The 17,630-nt window shown below is 73.7% G+C and carries 15 protein-coding genes and 1 riboswitch; of the genes, 11 read left to right on the plus strand and 4 right to left on the minus strand.

Annotated features, from left to right (window positions below; translation table 11 throughout):
• The first annotated feature begins 202 nt into the window (after positions 1-202).
• From glgX to BMZ33_RS13365, 5 genes are all read left to right on the plus strand, one after another.
• Positions 203-2,308 (plus strand): glycogen debranching protein GlgX, encoded by a 2,106-nt coding sequence (gene glgX, locus BMZ33_RS13345; RefSeq protein WP_091111228.1) that lies wholly within the window; start codon positions 203-205, stop codon positions 2,306-2,308.
• A complete protein-coding gene (gene treY / locus BMZ33_RS13350; RefSeq protein ID WP_091111231.1) occupies positions 2,305-4,629 on the plus strand; it encodes a malto-oligosyltrehalose synthase in 2,325 nt (774 codons plus the stop codon). Before glgX ends, treY begins: the two co-directional genes overlap by 4 nt.
• 302 nt (positions 4,630-4,931) lie before the next feature.
• Positions 4,932-5,017: riboswitch (cyclic di-AMP (ydaO/yuaA leader) on the plus strand.
• A gap of 66 nt (positions 5,018-5,083) precedes the next feature.
• Positions 5,084-5,653 carry a LysM peptidoglycan-binding domain-containing protein gene (locus BMZ33_RS24485; protein ID WP_169064286.1) on the plus strand — a complete coding sequence of 190 codons (570 nt, stop codon included), beginning with the start codon at positions 5,084-5,086 and terminating at the stop codon, positions 5,651-5,653.
• A gap of 112 nt (positions 5,654-5,765) precedes the next feature.
• Positions 5,766-7,517, plus strand: a complete 1,752-nt coding sequence (gene treZ, locus BMZ33_RS13360) for a malto-oligosyltrehalose trehalohydrolase (protein WP_091111236.1) — start codon at positions 5,766-5,768, stop codon at positions 7,515-7,517.
• The gene (locus tag BMZ33_RS13365; protein WP_091111239.1) at positions 7,517-8,239 is read left to right on the plus strand and encodes a dihydrofolate reductase family protein; all 723 of its coding nucleotides are present in this window, start codon (positions 7,517-7,519) and stop codon (positions 8,237-8,239) included. Before treZ ends, BMZ33_RS13365 begins: the two co-directional genes overlap by 1 nt.
• Here BMZ33_RS13365 and BMZ33_RS13370 read toward each other — a convergent pair.
• Together BMZ33_RS13370 and BMZ33_RS24490 are read right to left on the minus strand one after the other, a co-directional pair.
• On the minus strand, positions 8,221-8,622 hold the full coding sequence (locus tag BMZ33_RS13370; RefSeq protein ID WP_091111242.1) for a DoxX family protein: 402 nt from the start codon (positions 8,620-8,622) through the stop codon (positions 8,221-8,223). The genes BMZ33_RS13365 and BMZ33_RS13370 overlap by 19 nt on opposite strands.
• Before the next feature lie 2 nt (positions 8,623-8,624).
• The gene (locus BMZ33_RS24490; RefSeq protein WP_280139219.1) at positions 8,625-8,750 is read right to left on the minus strand and encodes a type II toxin-antitoxin system Phd/YefM family antitoxin; all 126 of its coding nucleotides are present in this window, start codon (positions 8,748-8,750) and stop codon (positions 8,625-8,627) included.
• Positions 8,751-8,853: 103 nt separating this feature from the next.
• Here BMZ33_RS24490 and BMZ33_RS13380 point away from each other — a divergent pair, with 103 nt between their 5' ends.
• The 5 genes from BMZ33_RS13380 to BMZ33_RS13400 all read left to right on the plus strand — a co-directional run bounded on the left by BMZ33_RS13380 (position 8,854) and on the right by BMZ33_RS13400 (position 13,483).
• Entirely contained in the window at positions 8,854-9,921 is a 1,068-nt protein-coding gene (locus BMZ33_RS13380; RefSeq protein WP_091111245.1) for an ATP-dependent DNA ligase, read from the plus strand.
• 53 nt (positions 9,922-9,974) lie between these two features.
• The gene (locus BMZ33_RS13385) at positions 9,975-11,534 is read left to right on the plus strand and encodes an alpha/beta hydrolase (protein WP_091111830.1); all 1,560 of its coding nucleotides are present in this window, start codon (positions 9,975-9,977) and stop codon (positions 11,532-11,534) included.
• A gap of 65 nt (positions 11,535-11,599) precedes the next feature.
• Entirely contained in the window at positions 11,600-12,667 is a 1,068-nt protein-coding gene (locus BMZ33_RS13390) for a DNA polymerase domain-containing protein (RefSeq protein ID WP_091111247.1), read from the plus strand.
• Positions 12,668-12,935: 268 nt separating this feature from the next.
• Positions 12,936-13,211 (plus strand): type II toxin-antitoxin system Phd/YefM family antitoxin, encoded by a 276-nt coding sequence (locus BMZ33_RS13395; protein WP_169064287.1) that lies wholly within the window; start codon positions 12,936-12,938, stop codon positions 13,209-13,211.
• Positions 13,208-13,483, plus strand: a complete 276-nt coding sequence (locus BMZ33_RS13400) for a type II toxin-antitoxin system RelE family toxin (RefSeq protein WP_091111251.1) — start codon at positions 13,208-13,210, stop codon at positions 13,481-13,483. Before BMZ33_RS13395 ends, BMZ33_RS13400 begins: the two co-directional genes overlap by 4 nt.
• A gap of 252 nt (positions 13,484-13,735) precedes the next feature.
• On the opposite strand, the gene BMZ33_RS13405 is transcribed toward BMZ33_RS13400, so the two are convergent.
• Complete coding sequence (locus tag BMZ33_RS13405; protein WP_091111254.1) at positions 13,736-14,947, minus strand: NAD(P)/FAD-dependent oxidoreductase; 1,212 nt, start codon at positions 14,945-14,947, stop codon at positions 13,736-13,738.
• A 293-nt stretch (positions 14,948-15,240) separates the two neighbouring features.
• Positions 15,241-15,681 (minus strand): heavy metal-responsive transcriptional regulator, encoded by a 441-nt coding sequence (locus BMZ33_RS13410; protein WP_169064288.1) that lies wholly within the window; start codon positions 15,679-15,681, stop codon positions 15,241-15,243.
• Between the two features lie 527 nt (positions 15,682-16,208).
• Here BMZ33_RS13410 and BMZ33_RS13415 point away from each other — a divergent pair.
• Positions 16,209-17,612, plus strand: coding sequence for a threonine/serine exporter family protein (locus tag BMZ33_RS13415; RefSeq protein ID WP_091111261.1), 1,404 nt, complete (start codon positions 16,209-16,211; stop codon positions 17,610-17,612).
• Positions 17,613-17,630: the final 18 nt, after the last annotated feature.

Below are 17,630 nucleotides of genomic sequence, written 5' to 3' on the forward strand. Positions count from 1 at the left end.
GGCCCCGGCCGCGGAGGGCGTCGTCGTCTCCCGACCCCGGCCGGGCCCGGGCGTGATCTCCGCCGCGCCACGTGTGGGCCCGCCCGGATCGGGCACAGGGACCGGCGGGCACCAGTCGCCCAGACCCCCCGCCGACGGCCGCGTCGGGGGGCCGTCGCGTCCCGTTGAGGTGTGGGACGCCCGCGCAGGAGGAAACACTCGAATGACCCAGGTGTGGCCCGGATCCGCCTACCCACTGGGTGCCACGTACGACGGCACCGGGACCAACTTCGCGCTCTTCAGCGAGGTCGCGGAGAAGGTGGAGCTCTGCCTCTTCGACGAGGCGGGCAACGAGGAGCGCATCCGGCTCCCCGAGATGGACGGCTACGTCTGGCACGCCTTCCTGCCCGGCATCCAGCCCGGGCAGCGCTACGGCTACCGCGTGCACGGCCCCTACGACCCGGAGAACGGGCACCGCTGCAACCCCAACAAGCTGCTGCTCGACCCCTACGCCAAGGCGATCGACGGGTCGATCGACTGGGACGAGGCCTGCTTCGGCTACCGGTTCGGCAGCGGGGAGCGCAACGACGACGACTCGGCGCCGCACATGCCGAAGTCGGTCGTCATCAACCCCTACTTCGACTGGGGCGTCGACCGGCCGCCGCGGACGCCGTACAACAAGACGGTCATCTACGAGGCCCACGTCAAGGGCCTGACGATGACCCACCCGCGCATCCCCGAGGAGCTGCGCGGTACCTACGCCGGCATCGCCCACCCCGCGGTGATCGAGCACCTGCAGTCGCTGGGCGTCACGGCGATCGAGCTCATGCCGGTGCACCAGTTCGTGCAGGACGACACGCTGCTGCAGAAGGGCCTGCGCAACTACTGGGGCTACAACACGATCGGCTTCTTCGCGCCGCACGACGAGTACGCGCAGCAGACCGACGGCCAGCAGGTGCAGGAGTTCAAGGGCATGGTCCGGACGCTGCACGAGGCGGGCATCGAGGTCATCCTCGACGTCGTCTACAACCACACGGCCGAGGGCAACCACATGGGCCCGACGCTGTCGTTCAAGGGCATCGACAACCGGACGTACTACCGGCTGGTCGAGGGCGACGAGCAGTACTACATGGACACCACCGGCACGGGGAACTCGCTCAACGTCCGCACCCCGCAGGCCCTGCAGCTGATCATGGACTCGCTGCGCTACTGGGTGACCGAGATGCACGTCGACGGGTTCCGGTTCGACCTCGCCTCCACCCTCGCCCGCCAGTTCCACGAGGTGGACCGGCTCTCGGCGTTCTTCGACCTGGTGCACCAGGACCCGGTCGTCAGCCAGGTCAAGCTCATCGCCGAGCCGTGGGACGTCGGCGACGGCGGCTACCAGGTGGGCAACTTCCCGGCGCTGTGGACGGAGTGGAACGGCAAGTACCGCGACACCGTCCGCGACTTCTGGCGCGGCGAGGACGCCACCACCGGCGAGTTCGCCAGCCGGATCTCCGGCTCGGCCGACCTCTACAAGCACTCCGGGCGCCGGCCGGTGGCCAGCATCAACTTCGTCACCGCGCACGACGGGTTCACCCTCAACGACCTGGTCTCCTACAACGAGAAGCACAACGAGGCCAACGGCGAGGGCAACAACGACGGCGAGAGCCACAACCGCAGCTGGAACTGCGGGGTCGAGGGCGAGACCGACGACGCCGAGGTGCTGGCGCTGCGCGCGCGGCAGCGGCGCAACTTCATCACCACGCTGATGCTGTCCCAGGGCGTGCCGATGCTGCTGCACGGCGACGAGCTGGGCCGCTCGCAGCGGGGGAACAACAACGGCTACTGCCAGGACTCCGAGCTCACCTGGATCGACTGGGAGGACGTCGACGAGGGGCTGCTGGAGTTCACCAAGCTGGTCACCCGGCTGCGCACCGAACACCCGACGTTCCGCCGTCGCCGGTTCTTCCACGGCCGGCCGGTGCGCCGCGAGGAGGGCGACCCGGTGCAGGACGTCGCCTGGTTCACCCCCGCCGGTGAGCTGATGAGCGACGAGGACTGGGACGCCGGCTTCGCCAAGTCGCTGGCCATGTACCTCAACGGCCACGGCATCCGGGAGACCGACGAGCGCGGCGAGGACGTCGTCGACGACTGCTTCTACCTCGCCTTCAACGCCCACCACGAGCCGATCGACTACACCGTGCCGCCGGCGGAGTACGCCGAGGGCTGGACCGTCGTCGTCGACACCGCCGAGTTCGGCGCCGTGGAGCCGGTGCAGGTCAAGGCCGGCGACGTCGTCACCGTGGCCGCCCGCGCCACCGTCGTCCTGCAGGCGGCGACGTGAGCGAGCCGCTGACCGAGGAGCGGCGCCGCGCCGTCCCCACCGGGACCTACCGGCTGCAGGTCACCGCCGACTTCACCCTCGACGACGCCGCGGCCGTGGCCGGCTACCTCGCCGACCTGGGCGTCAGCCACGCGTACTCCTCCCCCCTCCTGCGGGCGGCGGCGGGCAGCACGCACGGCTACGACACCGTCGACCACGCGCACGTCGACGAGTCGCGCGGCGGGCAGGAGGGCTTCGACCGGCTCGTGGCCGCGCTCCACGAGCACGGCCTGAGCCTGGTGCTCGACCTGGTGCCCAACCACATGGGCGTGGCCGACCCGGCCGAGGCGCCCTGGTGGTGGGACGTGCTGCAGCACGGGCGCGACAGCGCCCACGCGCCGGCGTTCGACGTCGACTGGGACGCAGGCAGCGGTCGGATCCGCATCCCCGTCCTGGGCTCGGCCGACGACGTCGAGAAGCTCGAGGTGGTGGACGGGGAGCTGCGGTACTACGACAACCGCTTCCCGCTCGCCCCCGGCACCGGGGACGGGACGCCGCAGGAGGTGCACGACCGGCAGCACTACGAGCTGGTCGACTGGCGGCGCGCGGACTCCGACCTGAACTACCGCCGCTTCTTCGCCATCAACACCCTCGCGGGACTGCGGGTGGAGGACCCGGCGGTCTTCGACGCGACCCACGAGCTGGTGCTGCGCATGGTGGCCGACGGCGCGGTCGACGGGCTGCGCATCGACCACCCCGACGGCCTCGCCGACCCGAAGGGCTACCTCGACCGGCTGGCCGAGGCCTCCGGCGGGCGGTGGACGGTCGTCGAGAAGATCCTCGAGCCCGGCGAGGACCTGCCCGGGAGCTGGCGGACGGCGGGCACCACCGGCTACGACGCGCTCGCCGAGGTCGACGACGTGCTGGTCGACCCGGCCGGCGAGGCAGCGCTGACCGCACTGGACACCGAGCTGTCGGGCCGCGAGGTCGACTACGCGCAGCTGGTGCACGACTGCAAGCGCGAGGTGACCGACGGCAGCCTGGGCTCGGAGGTCGCTCGGCTGGTGCGGGTGATGGGCGAGCTGCCCGGCATCGACCGGGAGCAGCAGGTCGAGGCGCTGGCCGAGCTGCTGGCGGGCTTCCCGGTGTACCGCACCTACCTGCCCGACGGCCGCGAGCACCTCGACGCCGCGGTGGCCGCCGTCCGCGACCGCCGGCCCGACCTGGTCGCGGCGGTCGACGCGCTGCACCCGGTGCTGGCGCAGGCCGGCACCGAGGCGGCCACCCGCTTCGAGCAGACCAGCGGCCCGGTGATGGCCAAGGGCGTCGAGGACAGCGCCTACTACCGGTGGGCGCGCTTCGCGGTGCTCAACGAGGTGGGCGGGGACCCGGCGCGGTTCGGCAGCACCGCGGCGGAGTTCCACGAGGCCCAGGTCCGGCGGCTCGAGCGCAAGGCCGAGTCGATGACCACGCTGACCACGCACGACACCAAGCGCAGCGAGGACACCCGGGCCCGCCTGGCCGTGCTCGCCGAGGTGCCCACCGAGTGGGCCGACCTGGTCCGCGGCTGGCTGTCGCGGCACCCGCTGCCCGACCGGCCGCTGGCGCACCTGGTGTGGCAGAACCTGGTCGGCGCCTGGCCGCTGTCGCGCGAGCGGGCGCACGCCTACGCCGAGAAGGCCGCCCGGGAGGCGGGGACCTCCACCACGTGGACCGACGTCGACGAGGCGTTCGAGACCCGGCTGCACGCGATGGTCGACGCCGCCTACGACGACGAGGCGACGCACCGCGAGATCGAGGCGTTCGTCGCGCGGATCGGTCCGGCCGGGCGGTCCAACGGGCTGGCGCAGAAGCTGCTGCAGCTGACGATGCCGGGGGTCCCGGACGTCTACCAGGGCACCGAGCTGTGGGACCACTCGCTCGTCGACCCGGACAACCGCCGGCCGGTCGACTACGCCGCCCGCCGCGCGCTGCTGGCCCGGCTCGACGGCGGCGAGGTGCCGGAGGTGGACGACGGCGGCGCGGCCAAGCTGCTGGTCGTGTCGCGGGTGCTGCGGCTGCGCCGCGACCGGCCGGACCTGTTCAGCGGCTACACGCCGGTCGAGGTGACCGGGGAGGCGGCCGGGCACCTCGTCGCCTTCCACCGGGGCGGGGCGGTCACCGTCGCGACCCGGCTGCCGGTCGGCCTGTCCGGCACCGGCTGGGGCGGCACCGCGCTGGCGCTGCCGACCGGCGCCTGGCGCGACGTGCTCACCGGCACGCGGGTGGTCTCCGACGCCGGCGGCGCGCCGGTCGGCGAGCTGCTCGCGCGACTGCCGGTGGCCCTGCTCGTCCGCGACTGACGACGGGCCTCGCCGCCGCCCGGTGAGGCCGGGTGCGACGCAGGTCACGTCCCCGTCGTCGACGGGGACGTGACCTGCGCGGACGTCCCGCGCCGACCCGGGGACGGGGCGCGACACGCCTGGGGTCCGTGGGGCGGGACGTGCCGTGCCGTGATCCGGCCGTTACCTTTGCCCCCGCACCCGGCCGACCGAGAGCGGGGTGCCGGAGCCGGTCCGCCCAACCCCGTCCGCCGGTGTCCGTTCCTCCTGCACAGCCAGGACGGGGGTGGGGGAACCACTTCGACGGGGCGCGGCCGTGGTCACGGGGGCCGAGCCGCACCGTCTCGGGGTGAAGCCGCACGTCGTGCGGCCGGGGCACCGATCGCTCCGAACCCGACAGCTCACCTCGCCGGCGGCGGATCGGAGTACAGCCATGTCCTCGTCCCTGCTTCGCCGTGCCCTCCTCACGACCGGCGTGACCGCCGTCGCCCTCGGTGTGGCCGCCGGCCCCGCCTCGGCCGCCGCGCCCAACGACTGGGACGCCGTCGCCCAGTGCGAGTCCAGCGGCAACTGGTCGATCAACACCGGCAACGGCTACTACGGCGGCCTGCAGTTCAGCGCCAGCACCTGGTCGGCGTTCGGCGGCCTGGAGTACGCGCAGCGCGCCGACCTGGCCACCAAGGCCCAGCAGATCGCCGTCGCCGAGCGCACGCTCGACGCCCAGGGCCCCGGCGCCTGGCCGACCTGCGGCAAGAGCCTCGACCCGAGCGCTCCCGAGGCCGGCGCGGCTCCCGCCCCGGCCCCGGCTCCCGCCCCGGCCGCCGCTCCCGCCCCGGCCGCCGCTCCCGCCGCCGCCCCGGCGGCGGCGCCGGCCTCCGCCGAGGCCGACGGCGGCAGCTACACCGTCGAGCGGGGCGACACGCTCCGCAAGATCGCCCGGTCGCAGGGCGTGGACGGCGGCTGGCGGGCCCTGTACGCCGCCAACCGCGACGTGCTGGGCAACCCGAACCGGATCTTCGCCGGCCAGCACCTGCACCTGCCGTGATCCGGGGCGGCAGCCGGGGGACGCGCTCCCCCGGCTGCCGCCGCCGGTGGTTGGCCGGGCGGCACGCGGGCAAGACCCACCGGTCACCCCCCTGTCCCCTGGAGGCGCCCGCATGTCCGCACCCGTCGAGTTCGCCGTCTGGGCACCGGTCCCCCAGCGGGTCCGGCTGCAGGTCGACGGCTCGGTGCACGAGATGCGCCGGGACGACGCCGGCTGGTGGCGGGCCGAGGTCGAGGCCGGCCCGGAGGCCGACTACGGCTACCTGCTGGGCGACGACGACACCCCGCGGCCCGACCCGCGCTCCCGGCGCCAGCCCGAGGGCGTGCACGGGCTCTCCCGCCGCTTCGACCCGGCCGCGTACGACTGGGGCGACCGCGCCTGGACCGGCCGTCCGCTCGCCGGCGGCGTCGTCTACGAGCTGCACGTCGGCACCTTCACCCCCGAGGGCACGCTGGACTCGGCGATCGAGCGGCTCGACCACCTCGTCGACCTCGGCGTCCACTTCGTCGAGCTGCTGCCGGTCAACGGCTTCGACGGCACCCACAACTGGGGCTACGACGGCGTCCTCTGGTACACGGTCCAGGAGAGCTACGGCGGGCCCGCGGCCTACCAGCGCTTCGTCGACGCCTGCCACCAGCGGGGCCTGGGCGTGGTCCAGGACGTCGTCTACAACCACCTCGGCCCGTCGGGGAACTACCTGCCGCTGTTCATGCCGATCTTCGCCGAGGGCGGCGCGAACACCTGGGGCGAGTCGGTCAACCTCTCGGGCCCCGACTCCGACGAGGTGCGCCGGTACGTCATCGACAACGCCCTGATGTGGCTGCGCGACATGCACGTCGACGGGCTGCGCCTCGACGCCGTGCACGCGCTGGTCGACGAGCGGGCCACCCACGTGCTCGAGGAGCTGGCACAGGAGGTCGACCGGCTGTCGGTCGCCGTCGGCCGGCCCCTGACGCTGATCGCCGAGAGCGACCTCAACGACCCGCGGATGGTCACGCCGCGCGTGGCCGGCGGCCTGGGCATGTCCGCCCAGTGGAGCGACGACTTCCACCACGCGCTGCACGCCTCGCTCACCGGCGAGGGCCAGGGCTACTACGCCGACTTCGCGGCGGCCGGCCTGGGCGGGCTGGCCAAGACCCTCACCGGCGCCTTCCTCCACGACGGCGCCTGGTCGAGCTTCCGCCGCCGGCACCACGGCCGGCCGGTCGACACCGCGGCGCTGCCGGGCTGGAAGTTCCTCGGCTACCTGCAGGACCACGACCAGATCGGCAACCGCGCCGTCGGCGACCGCGTCTCGGCGTCGCTGTCCCCCGGCCTGCTCGCCGTCGGCGCGACGCTGGTGCTGACCAGCCCGTTCACCCCGATGCTGTTCATGGGCGAGGAGTGGGGCGCCTCGACGCCGTGGCAGTTCTTCACCAGCCACACCGACCCCGAGATCGGCCGGGCCACCGCCGAGGGGCGCAAGGGCGAGTTCGCCGAGCACGGGTGGGACGAGGACGAGGTGCCCGACCCGCAGGACCCCGAGACCTTCCGGCGGTCGAAGCTCGACTGGTCGGAGGTCGGGCGGGAGCCGCACGCCCGGCTGCTCGAGGTGCACCGCACGCTGCTGGCGCTGCGGCACTCCCGGCCCGAGCTGGTCGACGCGGACCTCTCCGCGGTCGAGGCCGGCTGGGACGACGAGGACCGCGTGCTGGTGGTGCACCGCGGGTCGCTGCGGGTGCTGGCCAACCTGTCGGGCGAGCCGCGGGAGGTCGACCTGGACCGGGCGGTCACCGGCGTGCTGTTCGCCACCGGGGACTCCCCCGGGCTGGACGGGACGGCGGTGACCGTGCCGGCCGAGAGCGCCGTCGTCCTGACCACCTGATGCGCCGGCTGCACCCGTCAAACGCGGAGGACCTCTCCGACGACGACCTGGCGGCGGCGTACGCGCTGCCGCCGGGCCGGTTTGTGCGGGTGGACTTCGTGACCTCGCTGGACGGCGCGGTCACCGTGGACGGTCGCAGCGCGGGGCTGGGCTCCCCCGGCGACAAGCGGGTGTTCCGGGTGCTGCGCGCACTGGCCGACGGGGTGCTGGTGGGGCACGGGACCGCCGCCGCCGAGGGCTACCGGCCGGTGTCCGCCGACTCCGCCGTCGGGCGGCTGCGCGCGGCGCTGGGCCGGCCGGGCACGGCACCGGTCGTGGTCGTCTCGCGGCGGGCGTCGCTGGCACCGGGCGACCGGCTGGCCGTCCCGTCGACGGTGCTGGTCACCTGCGGGGCGGCCGACACCGCCCGCCGGGCCGCGGTGGCCGGCGCCGGGGTCGAGGTGCTCGTCTGCGGGGACGACGACGTCGACCTGCCGCTGGCACTGGACCGGCTGGCCGACCGCGGCCTGGCGCAGCTGGTCTGCGAGGGCGGACCGGCGCTGCTGACCGCGGCGCTGGCCGCCGGGGTGGTCGACGAGCTGGACCTCACCGTCTCCCCCGCCCTCGTCGGCGGGGAGGGCCGGCTGGTGACCGGCGCGCTGCCCGCCGTCGTCCGCCCCCGGCTGCTGCAGGTGCTGGAGGAGGACGGGGTGCTGTTCACCCGCTACGCCGTCGACCGCTGACCGCTCCCCCGCCGGGCGACCCCGACCGCCCAGGCGACGTAGCCCAGGTTCACCGCCACGCGTGCCGCGACACCGGCCGGCCGGTCGAACGCGCGCTGCGCGGTGCGGCGGTGGCGCAGCGGCTCCAGGTGCGCGGGCAGGTAGGTCGTGATCAGCGCGGCGGTCGCCCGCGCGCCGGCCGCCCGGGTCGCCGGCACCGCGACGAGGACACCGGCGACGACGTCGGCCAGCCCGCTCACCGCGACCAGTGCCGAGCGCGCCGGCAGCCACGACGGCACCAGCCCCCGGTAGTAGCCGGGCCTCGTGAAGTGGGTGACCCCGCTGCCCACCATGAGCGCCGCCAGCGCCCACGCCGCCGCGTCCTCCGTCCTCGGGCGGGACACGGTCAGCCGGCCGGTCGGGCGACCACGCGTCCGCGATCGGCGGTCCCGACCTCCTCGCCGGCGGCCACCTGCTCGAGCAGCCGGGACGGGTGCGTCCCGGCCTCGTGCACCCCGACCGTCCTGGTCACGTCGGCCAACCTACCGAGGGCCGTCGCTCCCCAGGGGGTCCGGCCACCCGTCCGGTCGACGTCGTCGTGTGCGCGGTCGTCCCCCGCTGATTGACTGACCGGCATGGACCTGCCCCTCCTCCCGCCGGTGAAGCCGATGCTGGCCAAGGCCGTCACGAAGCTGCCCACCGACGAGGGGTTGTTCTACGAGCCGAAGTGGGACGGCTTCCGCTGCATCGTCTTCCGCGACGGCGACGAGGTGGAGCTGGGCAGCCGCAACGAGCGCCCCCTGACCCGCTACTTCCCCGAGGTGGTCGCCGCGGTCAAGGAGGCGCTGCCCGGGCGCTGCGTCGTCGACGGCGAGATCGTCGTCCCGCAGGGCGACCGGCTGCACTTCGAGTCGCTGCTGCAGCGCATCCACCCCGCGAAGTCGCGGGTGGACCTGCTGGCCGAGCAGACGCCGGCCCACTTCGTCGCCTTCGACCTGCTGGCGCTGGACGACGAGTCGCTGCTGGAGACGCCCTTCGCCGAACGGCAGGCCCGGCTGCACGAGGCGGTCACCGCCACCGAGCGGGTGCACGTCACCGCCGTCACCCGCGACGTGGCGACGGCGCAGCGCTGGTTCGAGGAGTTCGAGGGCGCCGGCCTCGACGGCGTCGTCGCCAAGGCCCCCGACCTGCCCTACGGCCCCGACCAGCGGCTGATGGTCAAGGTCAAGCACGTCCGCACCGCCGACGCCGTGGTCGCCGGGTTCCGGTGGCACAAGAGCGGGCCGATCGTCGGCTCGCTGCTGCTGGGCCTCTATGACGACGGCGGGCTGCAGCACATCGGCGTCGCGGCGTCCTTCCCGATGGCCCGGCGCGCGGAGCTGGTCGAGGAGCTGGCGCCCTACCGGACCGACGCGCTGGACACCCACCCCTGGCGGGAGTGGGCCGACGCCGAGCAGCAGGCCGACGGCGAGCACCGCATGCCGGGCGCGCAGAGCCGGTGGAACGCCAGGAAGGACCTGTCCTGGGTGCCGCTGCGCCCCGAGCTCGTCGTCGAGGTCAAGTACGACCAGCTGGAGGGCCGGCGGCTGCGGCACACCGGCCAGTTCCTGCGCTGGCGGCCCGACCGCGACCCGCGCAGCTGCACCTACGACCAGCTCGAGGTCCCGGTGCGCTACGACCTGGCCGAGGTGTTCGACGGTTGAGAGACCGGACACGACGCCTGCGCTCGCGCCGCACGGCTCATAACCTCGTGATCATGCGTCTGCGCCGCGGCCTGCTCGCCGCCTCGACCGGACTGCTCCTCGCGGTCACCGGGTGCACCTCCTTCTCCGAGTCGATGTCGGCCTCGGAGTCGTCGGCCGCGACGACGACCCCGGCCGAGCCGGAGGCCGCCCCGATCACCTGGACCGACTGCGACGCCCAGATCACCGGGCTCATCGCCGGGACGCCGGGCAGCGAGCGCGACATCGCCTTCGAGTGCGGCCGCACCGAGGTGCCCATCGACCACGACGAGGCCGACGGCGAGACGCTGCCGCTGTTCCTCGTCCGCGCGAAGCTCGCCGGCCAGACCGACCGGATCGGCTCGCTGCTGGTCAACCCGGGCGGGCCCGGCGGCTCCGGCGCGGACGCCGCGCTGGGCCTGGCGCTGTCGCTGCCCGAGGACGTGCTGCGCCGCTTCGACCTCGTCGGCTTCGACCCGCGCGGGGTGGGCCTGTCGACGCCGGTCGAGTGCATCCCCGCCGAGCTCAAGGACCGCTCGCTCGCCGCCGAGCCGCGGCCGACGACGCAGGAGCAGATGGACGAGGTGCTCGCGCTGACCGACGAGGTCGCCGCCGCGTGCGAGGAGGAGTACGGCGAGGCCCTGGGCACCTTCAACACCGTCGACACCGCCCGCGACATGGACCTGCTGCGCGAGTCGCTCGGCGACGAGCAGCTGACCTACCTCGGCTACTCCTACGGCACCACGCTGGGCTCCACCTACGCCGAGCTCTACCCCGACCGGGTGCGGGCACTGGTGCTCGACGCCGCGGTCGACCCCGACGCCGACCGGCAGGCCCGGACCGAGTCGCAGGCGGCCGGGCTGGAGGCCAGCTTCGACGCCTTCGCGGCGAACTGCACCGGCCTGGTCTCCGGCTGCCCGATCGGCGACGACCCGCGCCGCTTCGTCGAGGACCTGCTCACCGCGGCCGCCGCCGACCCGGTCCCGAGCAGCGCGGCGGGCGAGACCCGCACCGCGACCCCGGGCGTCGTCCTGACCGCCGTCCTCGCCGCGATGTACGACCCGGGCTCGTGGCCGCAGCTCTCCCAGGGCCTCGCCGCGGCCGGCAGCGGGGACTCCGCCGGCCTGTTCTCCCTCGCCGACGCCTACAACGGCCGGCTCGAGGACGGCAGCTACACCAACCTGCAGGACGCCAACCTGGCCATCACCTGCGCCGACACCCCCGAGGACGAGGCCTTCTCGGAGGAGCAGGTGCTGCAGCTGGCGCAGGACTGGGGCCAGCGCTACCCGCTGTTCGGCGCCGGCGCCGCGTCCAGCCTCTACACCTGCGGCGCGTGGGACGCCCCGCGCACCCCGCTGCCCGAGCGGGACGCCGAGGGCAGCGCGCCGATCGTCGTCGTCGGCAACGAGGGCGACCCGGTGACGCCGCTGCCCGGCGCGGTCGACATGGCCGAGGACCTCGACGCCGGCGTGCTGCTGACCTGGCAGGGCCAGGGGCACACCGCCTACCCCAAGACGCCCTGCGTCACCGACGCGGTCAACGCCTACCTGATCGACCTGACCGTGCCGCAGGACGGCCTGACCTGCCCCGCCTGACCTCTCCGGCCCGGCCCTCGGGGCCCGACCGGAGCCCGGCCCGCCGCGCCCGAGACGAGGAGCCCATGGCCAGCAGCAAGGACGCCGTCGTCCTGACCGTCGACGGGCACGAGGTGCGGGTCTCCAACCCGGAGAAGCCGTACTTCGCCGAGCGCGGGATCCGCAAGATCGACGTCGTCGAGTACTTCCTCGCCGTCGGTGAGGGGGTCCTGTTCGCCCTGCGGGACCGGCCGACGACGCTCGAGCGCTGGCCCGGCGGGGTGTTCGAGGGCGCCCGGCTGTCGACGCGGATGGACAACACCGGCGACGCCTTCTACCAGAAGCGGGTGCCCAAGAACGCGCCCGAGTGGGTGCCGACGGCGCACATCACCTTCCCCAGCGGGCGGACGGCCGACGAGATCGCGCCGGACTCGGTCGCCGTCGTCGCCTGGTGCGCCAACCTCGGCACCCTGACGTTCCACCCGTGGCCGGTGGACAAGACCGACGTCGAGTCGCCCGACCAGATCCGCATCGACCTCGACCCGCAGCCGGGCACCGACTTCTCCGACGCGGTGTGGGTGGCCCCGCACGTGCGCGAGCTGCTGCACGAGCTCGGCATGGAGGGCTGGCCCAAGACCTCCGGCGGGCGCGGCGTGCACGTGTACGTGCCGATCCAGCCGCGGTGGACCTTCACCGACGTGCGCCGGGCGGTCATCGCCTTCGGCCGCGAGTTGGAACGACGCCTCCCCGACCGCGTGACGATGTCGTGGTGGAAGGAGGAGCGCGGCGAGAAGATCTTCATCGACTACAACCAGATGGCCCGGGACCGCACGATCGCCTCGGCGTACTCCATCCGGCCCCGGCCGCACGCCCCCGTGTCCGCGCCGCTGGACTGGGACGAGCTGCCCGACGTCCACCCCACCGACTTCACCGTGCTGACCATGCCGGAACGGTTCCGGGCGGTCGGCGACAAGCACGCCGGCCTGGCCGGGCACGCCTTCGGCATCGAGCCGCTGCTCGAGCTCGCCGAGCGCCAGGCCGCGGACGACGGTCTGGGTGACCTGCCCTATCCCCCCGACTACCCGAAGATGCCGGGCGAGCCGATGCGGGTCCAGCCGAGCCGCGCCAGGCGTCCCACCGGCGCGGACGGATGAGTCGGCGCTCAACGTCAGGGGAGCACAGCGATCACTCGACGGACAACCCACGTCCTGCAGTGAATCGGGCGTACTCCTCCGGTCGCCTCCCCGGGCTCCTGGGACCGAGTTTCGACACACCGTGGACCATCGAGCGCAGCGGCTGGAGCGTCCACTGTTCCTCCTGCTCGCTGATCGCCCCTCGGCCGCGAGCAAGTGCCCGACGAGCTGCCGGGCCTCCCGGCCGAGCTCTTTGACCGCCGCCCCCTGACTGACCATGATTGTGGTCATGGCGACGCGGTCCCTGGCGGCGGTCAAGGCGCACTTCAGTCAGGTGATCGACGAGGTCGCCGGCACGCACGAGCGCGTCACCGTCACCAGGAACGGCAGCCCGGTCGCGGTCATCCTCGCCGTCGAGGACTACGAGTCCCTCATGGAGACCCTGGAGATCCTCTCCGACCCCCGAGCGCGCCCGGAGATCAGGCAGTCGGAGGAAGCGATGGCCGCTGGCGAGGTCTACGGCGAGGCCGAGGTGCGGGCCGCACTCGCGGCCCGCCGGCGGTGACCGGCCCTCCTCGGTACACCGTCGTCCTCTCGGCAGCGGCCAAGCGGGCCATCGAGCGCGACCTCCCCGAGCCGGTGGCTGTCGCGGTCGTCGACTTCCTCTACGGGCCGCTGGCTGCGGACCCGCACCGCGTCGGGAAGCCGCTGCGCTTCGATCTCGAGGGCTACTGGTCCGCGCGACGGGGCCAGTACCGCGTCGTCTACTCGATCCACGACGACGAGGTCCTCGTCCGGGTGGTCCGCATCTCGCACCGCGCCGACGTCTACGGCTGACCGGCACCTCCGGCACCGGCACCGGCACCTGCGGAGCGCTGTGCTCCTCCCCCTCGGACACAGCAGGGAGGCCCGTGGCCGGTGCCCCCCTCCACGCCCCACGCGAGACCGCTGAGTGGCCGGCTCGACGGCGTCAGGACCGGGAGGACACGGGACGGGCATCTGCGCGAAGGGGGCGAGACAGTTCACGACGGAGCCGACCGGCTCGTCAGCTGACCCCGACCGGACCGTCAGACGCGCGACGACCGGTGGTCACTCAGCTGCGGCCAGGATGCGTTCGACGTTGTCCGGTGCGAAGAAGTCCGCCGGTGACTCGACTCCCGCGTTGACCCGCGCGAACTGGTCCATCGCCTCCTGGTTGCCATGGGCGGCCGTGAGCAGGCGCAGTAGCTCAGGCGGCGGCGGCTCCAGAGCCGCGAGTTCCAGGGTGAACTCGTACATCGGGAGGACGCGTTCATCCCGTCGCGACTGGTACTCGCCCAAGGCGGCGTCCAAGGAACGTCCTCCCGAGAAGTTCTCGTGCAACGCGACGGCGCACAGCTCCGCGTCTTGGAAGGCGTCCTGGATGCCCTGCGCCGTCACGAAGTCCTTGTTGTGACCGGCGTCGCCTACCAGGACCCAGCCGGGCCCGTAGGGCTTACGGAAGAAATTGGGCACGACGGCGCCGACGAGGCGGGTTTCGCGGGTGGCCGAGCGGAGCCGCTCGGCGAACAGCGGAGCCGATTCGAGCGTCTGCAGGTAGTGGCCCTCGAGGTCCTTCTTGTTGACCTCGAACTCCCGGTGAGGCCACCCGGCGATGACCAACGTCAGGTCGTCGTTCGTGGGCCAGGCGGCGAAGGCTCGATTCGGCCGGTCGTACGCCTCCCATCGGCCGCCCATCGGCAGGCCGCTCCAGTAGGTGTAGTAGCCGCACAGCAACGGCGGGTGCTCGTGGTACCGATCCGGTCGCACGAGGCGGGCCACGAGCGAGTGCAGGCCATCCGCGCCGACGACCACCCCGGCGCGCTCCTCGACGGTGTGGCGGTCGTTCCTGCCGTGGCCGCGGATCCCGACGACTGCGCCGTCCTCAGTGACCAGTTCACTGACCGTGAAGCCTGCACGGATCTCGGCGCCCGCGTCGGCCGCTGCCTCGATCAGCAGCTCGTCCAGCACCGTCCGCCGCGGGGCGTACGCGACGGGGGACCCCGGGGCTGCAGGTGAACCGGAGAGGGTGAAGGGTCCGAAGTCGAATGCGTACGTGTCGATCGGCGGACATCCCGTGGCGATGACACGATCGAGGAGGCCCCAGCGCTGCAGCGCCGCCATCCCTGGGGGATGGATCAGGTGGGTGGAGATCGTGTCGCTGGGAAAGGTCGAACGGTCGACGACCAGGACCCGGTGGCCGTAGCGGGCCAGCAGCATCGCGGTGGAGGAGCCGGCACACCGAGCGCCGACAACGATCACGTCGTACTGGTTCTCATGCACGTCGCACCGCCCAGACGGTGGAGCTGGCGACCGCGGACGTCGCGGGTCCAGCGTGTGGAGGTGTGGTGCCGGATCGCCGCGGAGTCATCCTGGTCACAGCGCCCGGCAGGACGGGAACATGCGACTCCGGACCCATGGGGAGCGACCGAGAGCTCTGCGGTCCGCAGCGAGGGCGCGTCCTCACCGGTCCTCCGGACAGGTACCGGCCCGGGTCCGGCACCCGCCGTCACCCACCGGCGCTCAGCCGCAGTCGCAGTCACACGAGTCGTCGCAGTCGGGGTCGCAGACGCAGGTCAGCACGAACACGTGGGGTCACCTCCCTCCATCGACGGGCACCAGGTACCGGGGCTCGGCGGAGGGCATCCGGTGACCGGCAACGCGGCGGCCATCGCGGCCATCTCCGTCCTGAGCGCGGTCAGTCGTGCGATCTCTGCATCGACCTCCGCGAGCCGGCGCCGGAGGAGGTGCTCGGCGGGTTCACAGGGGCAGATCCCCGTGTCCCGGACCGCCAGCAGGTGTCGGATGTCCACGAGGCGCAGCCCGAGCCGCTGCGCGCCTCGGATGAACCGGAGGCGGTCGACGGCGGCGGCGTCGTAGGCCCGGTAGCCACCCGGGGTGCGGTTCGGAGGCGGCAGGAGGCCCACCCGCTCGTAGTAGCGGATGGTGTCGGGCCGCACCCCGACGACCGAACCCAGTTCCGACACGCGCAGCGCTCGTGCAACGGTGGGAAGCACGGCAAGAACGCTAGACCTTGGAGCAGGGTCCAAGGTCAAGCCTGAGCCAGCTCGCCGCATCCTCCGGACCTCGACCGACCCGCGCGCCTGGCCGTGGGCCGCACTCAGCAACAGCCCCGGGTGCTCTCGCCGCGAGTGCTGATCTCAGAGCACGCGTCGGTCCCAGCGGATCACCTCCCCACGCAGTCGGGTCAGCGATGGAGCACGACGAGTGTCTGCCCATGCGGGCGCGAGAGGTGGGGACTCGCCCGATGACCCACCCACTCACGCTCAGCTCCACCTGCGGTTCTGCCGCTCTGAACAGCGCTTTCGCGGTTCGCTTCCCCGAAGATGCCGGGCGAGCCGCTGCGGGTCCAGCCCAGCCGCGCCCGCAAGCCTGCCCCGGCCACCGATTGATGACCGGCGCGGTCTCGTGGCGAGAGCGTCGAGTACTCCAGCCGCCGGCTGACCGACCGTGACGGGCCGGCGTCGCTGGACGAGCCGGCCAGTCGCGCGGTGGGCGCGCCGACCGCACCTACCGTGGAGGCGTGCCCACCTGGCCCCCGAACCGTCACGTGCCGTACGCGCGCATCCCCGAGCGGGCCTGGCGGGCGATCGCCGGGACCAGCCCGCCGACCGCACCGATCGGCCTGCGGGCCCAGGCCAGCCGGATGGACGACCTCACCGCGCACGCCGCGCTCGGGCTGGCCCTGCGCATCGGGGCGTCGATGCTGGCCGTCGGGGCCTCCGCGGCCGACGTGACCGCGACCGTGCTGCGGGTCGCCGCCGCCTACGGGCTCACCAGCTGCCAGATCGACATCACCTTCACCTCGATCACGGTCAGCTACGACCGCGAGAACGCGGTGCCGCTCACCGCGATGCGGATCGTGACCGCGAGCCGACTCGACTACCCCCGCCTGCAGGGCATCACCGACCTGGCGCGTGCGGTCGGCGCCGGCGACCTCGACGTCGAGGAGGCGCACCGCCGGCTGGACCGCGTGGTCTCGGCACCCGCCACCTACCGCCGGAGCGTGACCGCGCTCGGCTGGGCGGGCGTCGCCGCCTGCTTCGGACTGGTCCTCGGCGGCGGCTGGCGGGAGGCCCTCCTCGCCGCCCTGACCACCGCCCTGGTCGAGCAGGTGCTGCGGGTGCTCAACCGGCGGAGCCTGCCGCTGTTCTTCCAGCAGGTGGCCGGGGCCGCGCTCGCGACGGGCGTCGCCGTCCTCCTCCTGGCCTCGGACGTCGACGTGCGGACCTCCCTGGTCGTCGCCGCCGGCATCGTCGTGCTCCTCGCCGGACTCTCCCTGGTCAGCGCGGCCCAGGACGCCATCAGCGGGTTCCCGGTGACCGCCGCGGCGCGGGCCTTCGAGGTGGTGACGCTGACCGCCGGCATCGTCGTGGGCATCGCCGGCGTGCTCGACCTGGCCCAGCGCGCCCAGCTCCCGCTGGCCGTCGTCGACACCACACCGACCCCGGTGCGCTTCGGCGTCGCGCTGGCCGCGTCAGCCGGTATCGCCGGGTTCTGGGCCCTGGCCAGCCACGCCCGGCCACGCGCCGTCGCCCTCGCCGCGGCCGCCGGGGCGCTGGCCTGGGCGACGTTCCGGGTGGCCGGCGAGCTGGGCGCCGGTCCCGCGCTGGCCAGTGGCGTCGCGGCCGTCGTCCTCGGGTTCTGCGGGGAGGTGCTCACCGAGCGGCTCCGCATCCCCCCGCAGCTCGTCGCGGTCTGCGGCATCGTCCCCCTGCTGCCCGGGCTGGCCATCTACCACGGCCTGTTCACCATCGTCGTCGACGCACGGATCGACGACGGGCTCGGCGCCCTCGTCGGAGCCGGCGCGGTCGGGCTCGCCCTCGCCGCCGGCGTCACGCTGGGCGAGTACCTCGGCAGGCCGCTCAGCGGCGAGCGCGACCGCTACGACGAGCGCGTCCGCCGCCGGGCGATGACCACCGAGTGAGCCCCTCGCCCGGTCCGG

The sequence above is a fragment of the Geodermatophilus dictyosporus genome (assembly GCF_900115505.1).
GTDB classification, from domain to species: domain Bacteria; phylum Actinomycetota; class Actinomycetes; order Mycobacteriales; family Geodermatophilaceae; genus Geodermatophilus; species Geodermatophilus dictyosporus.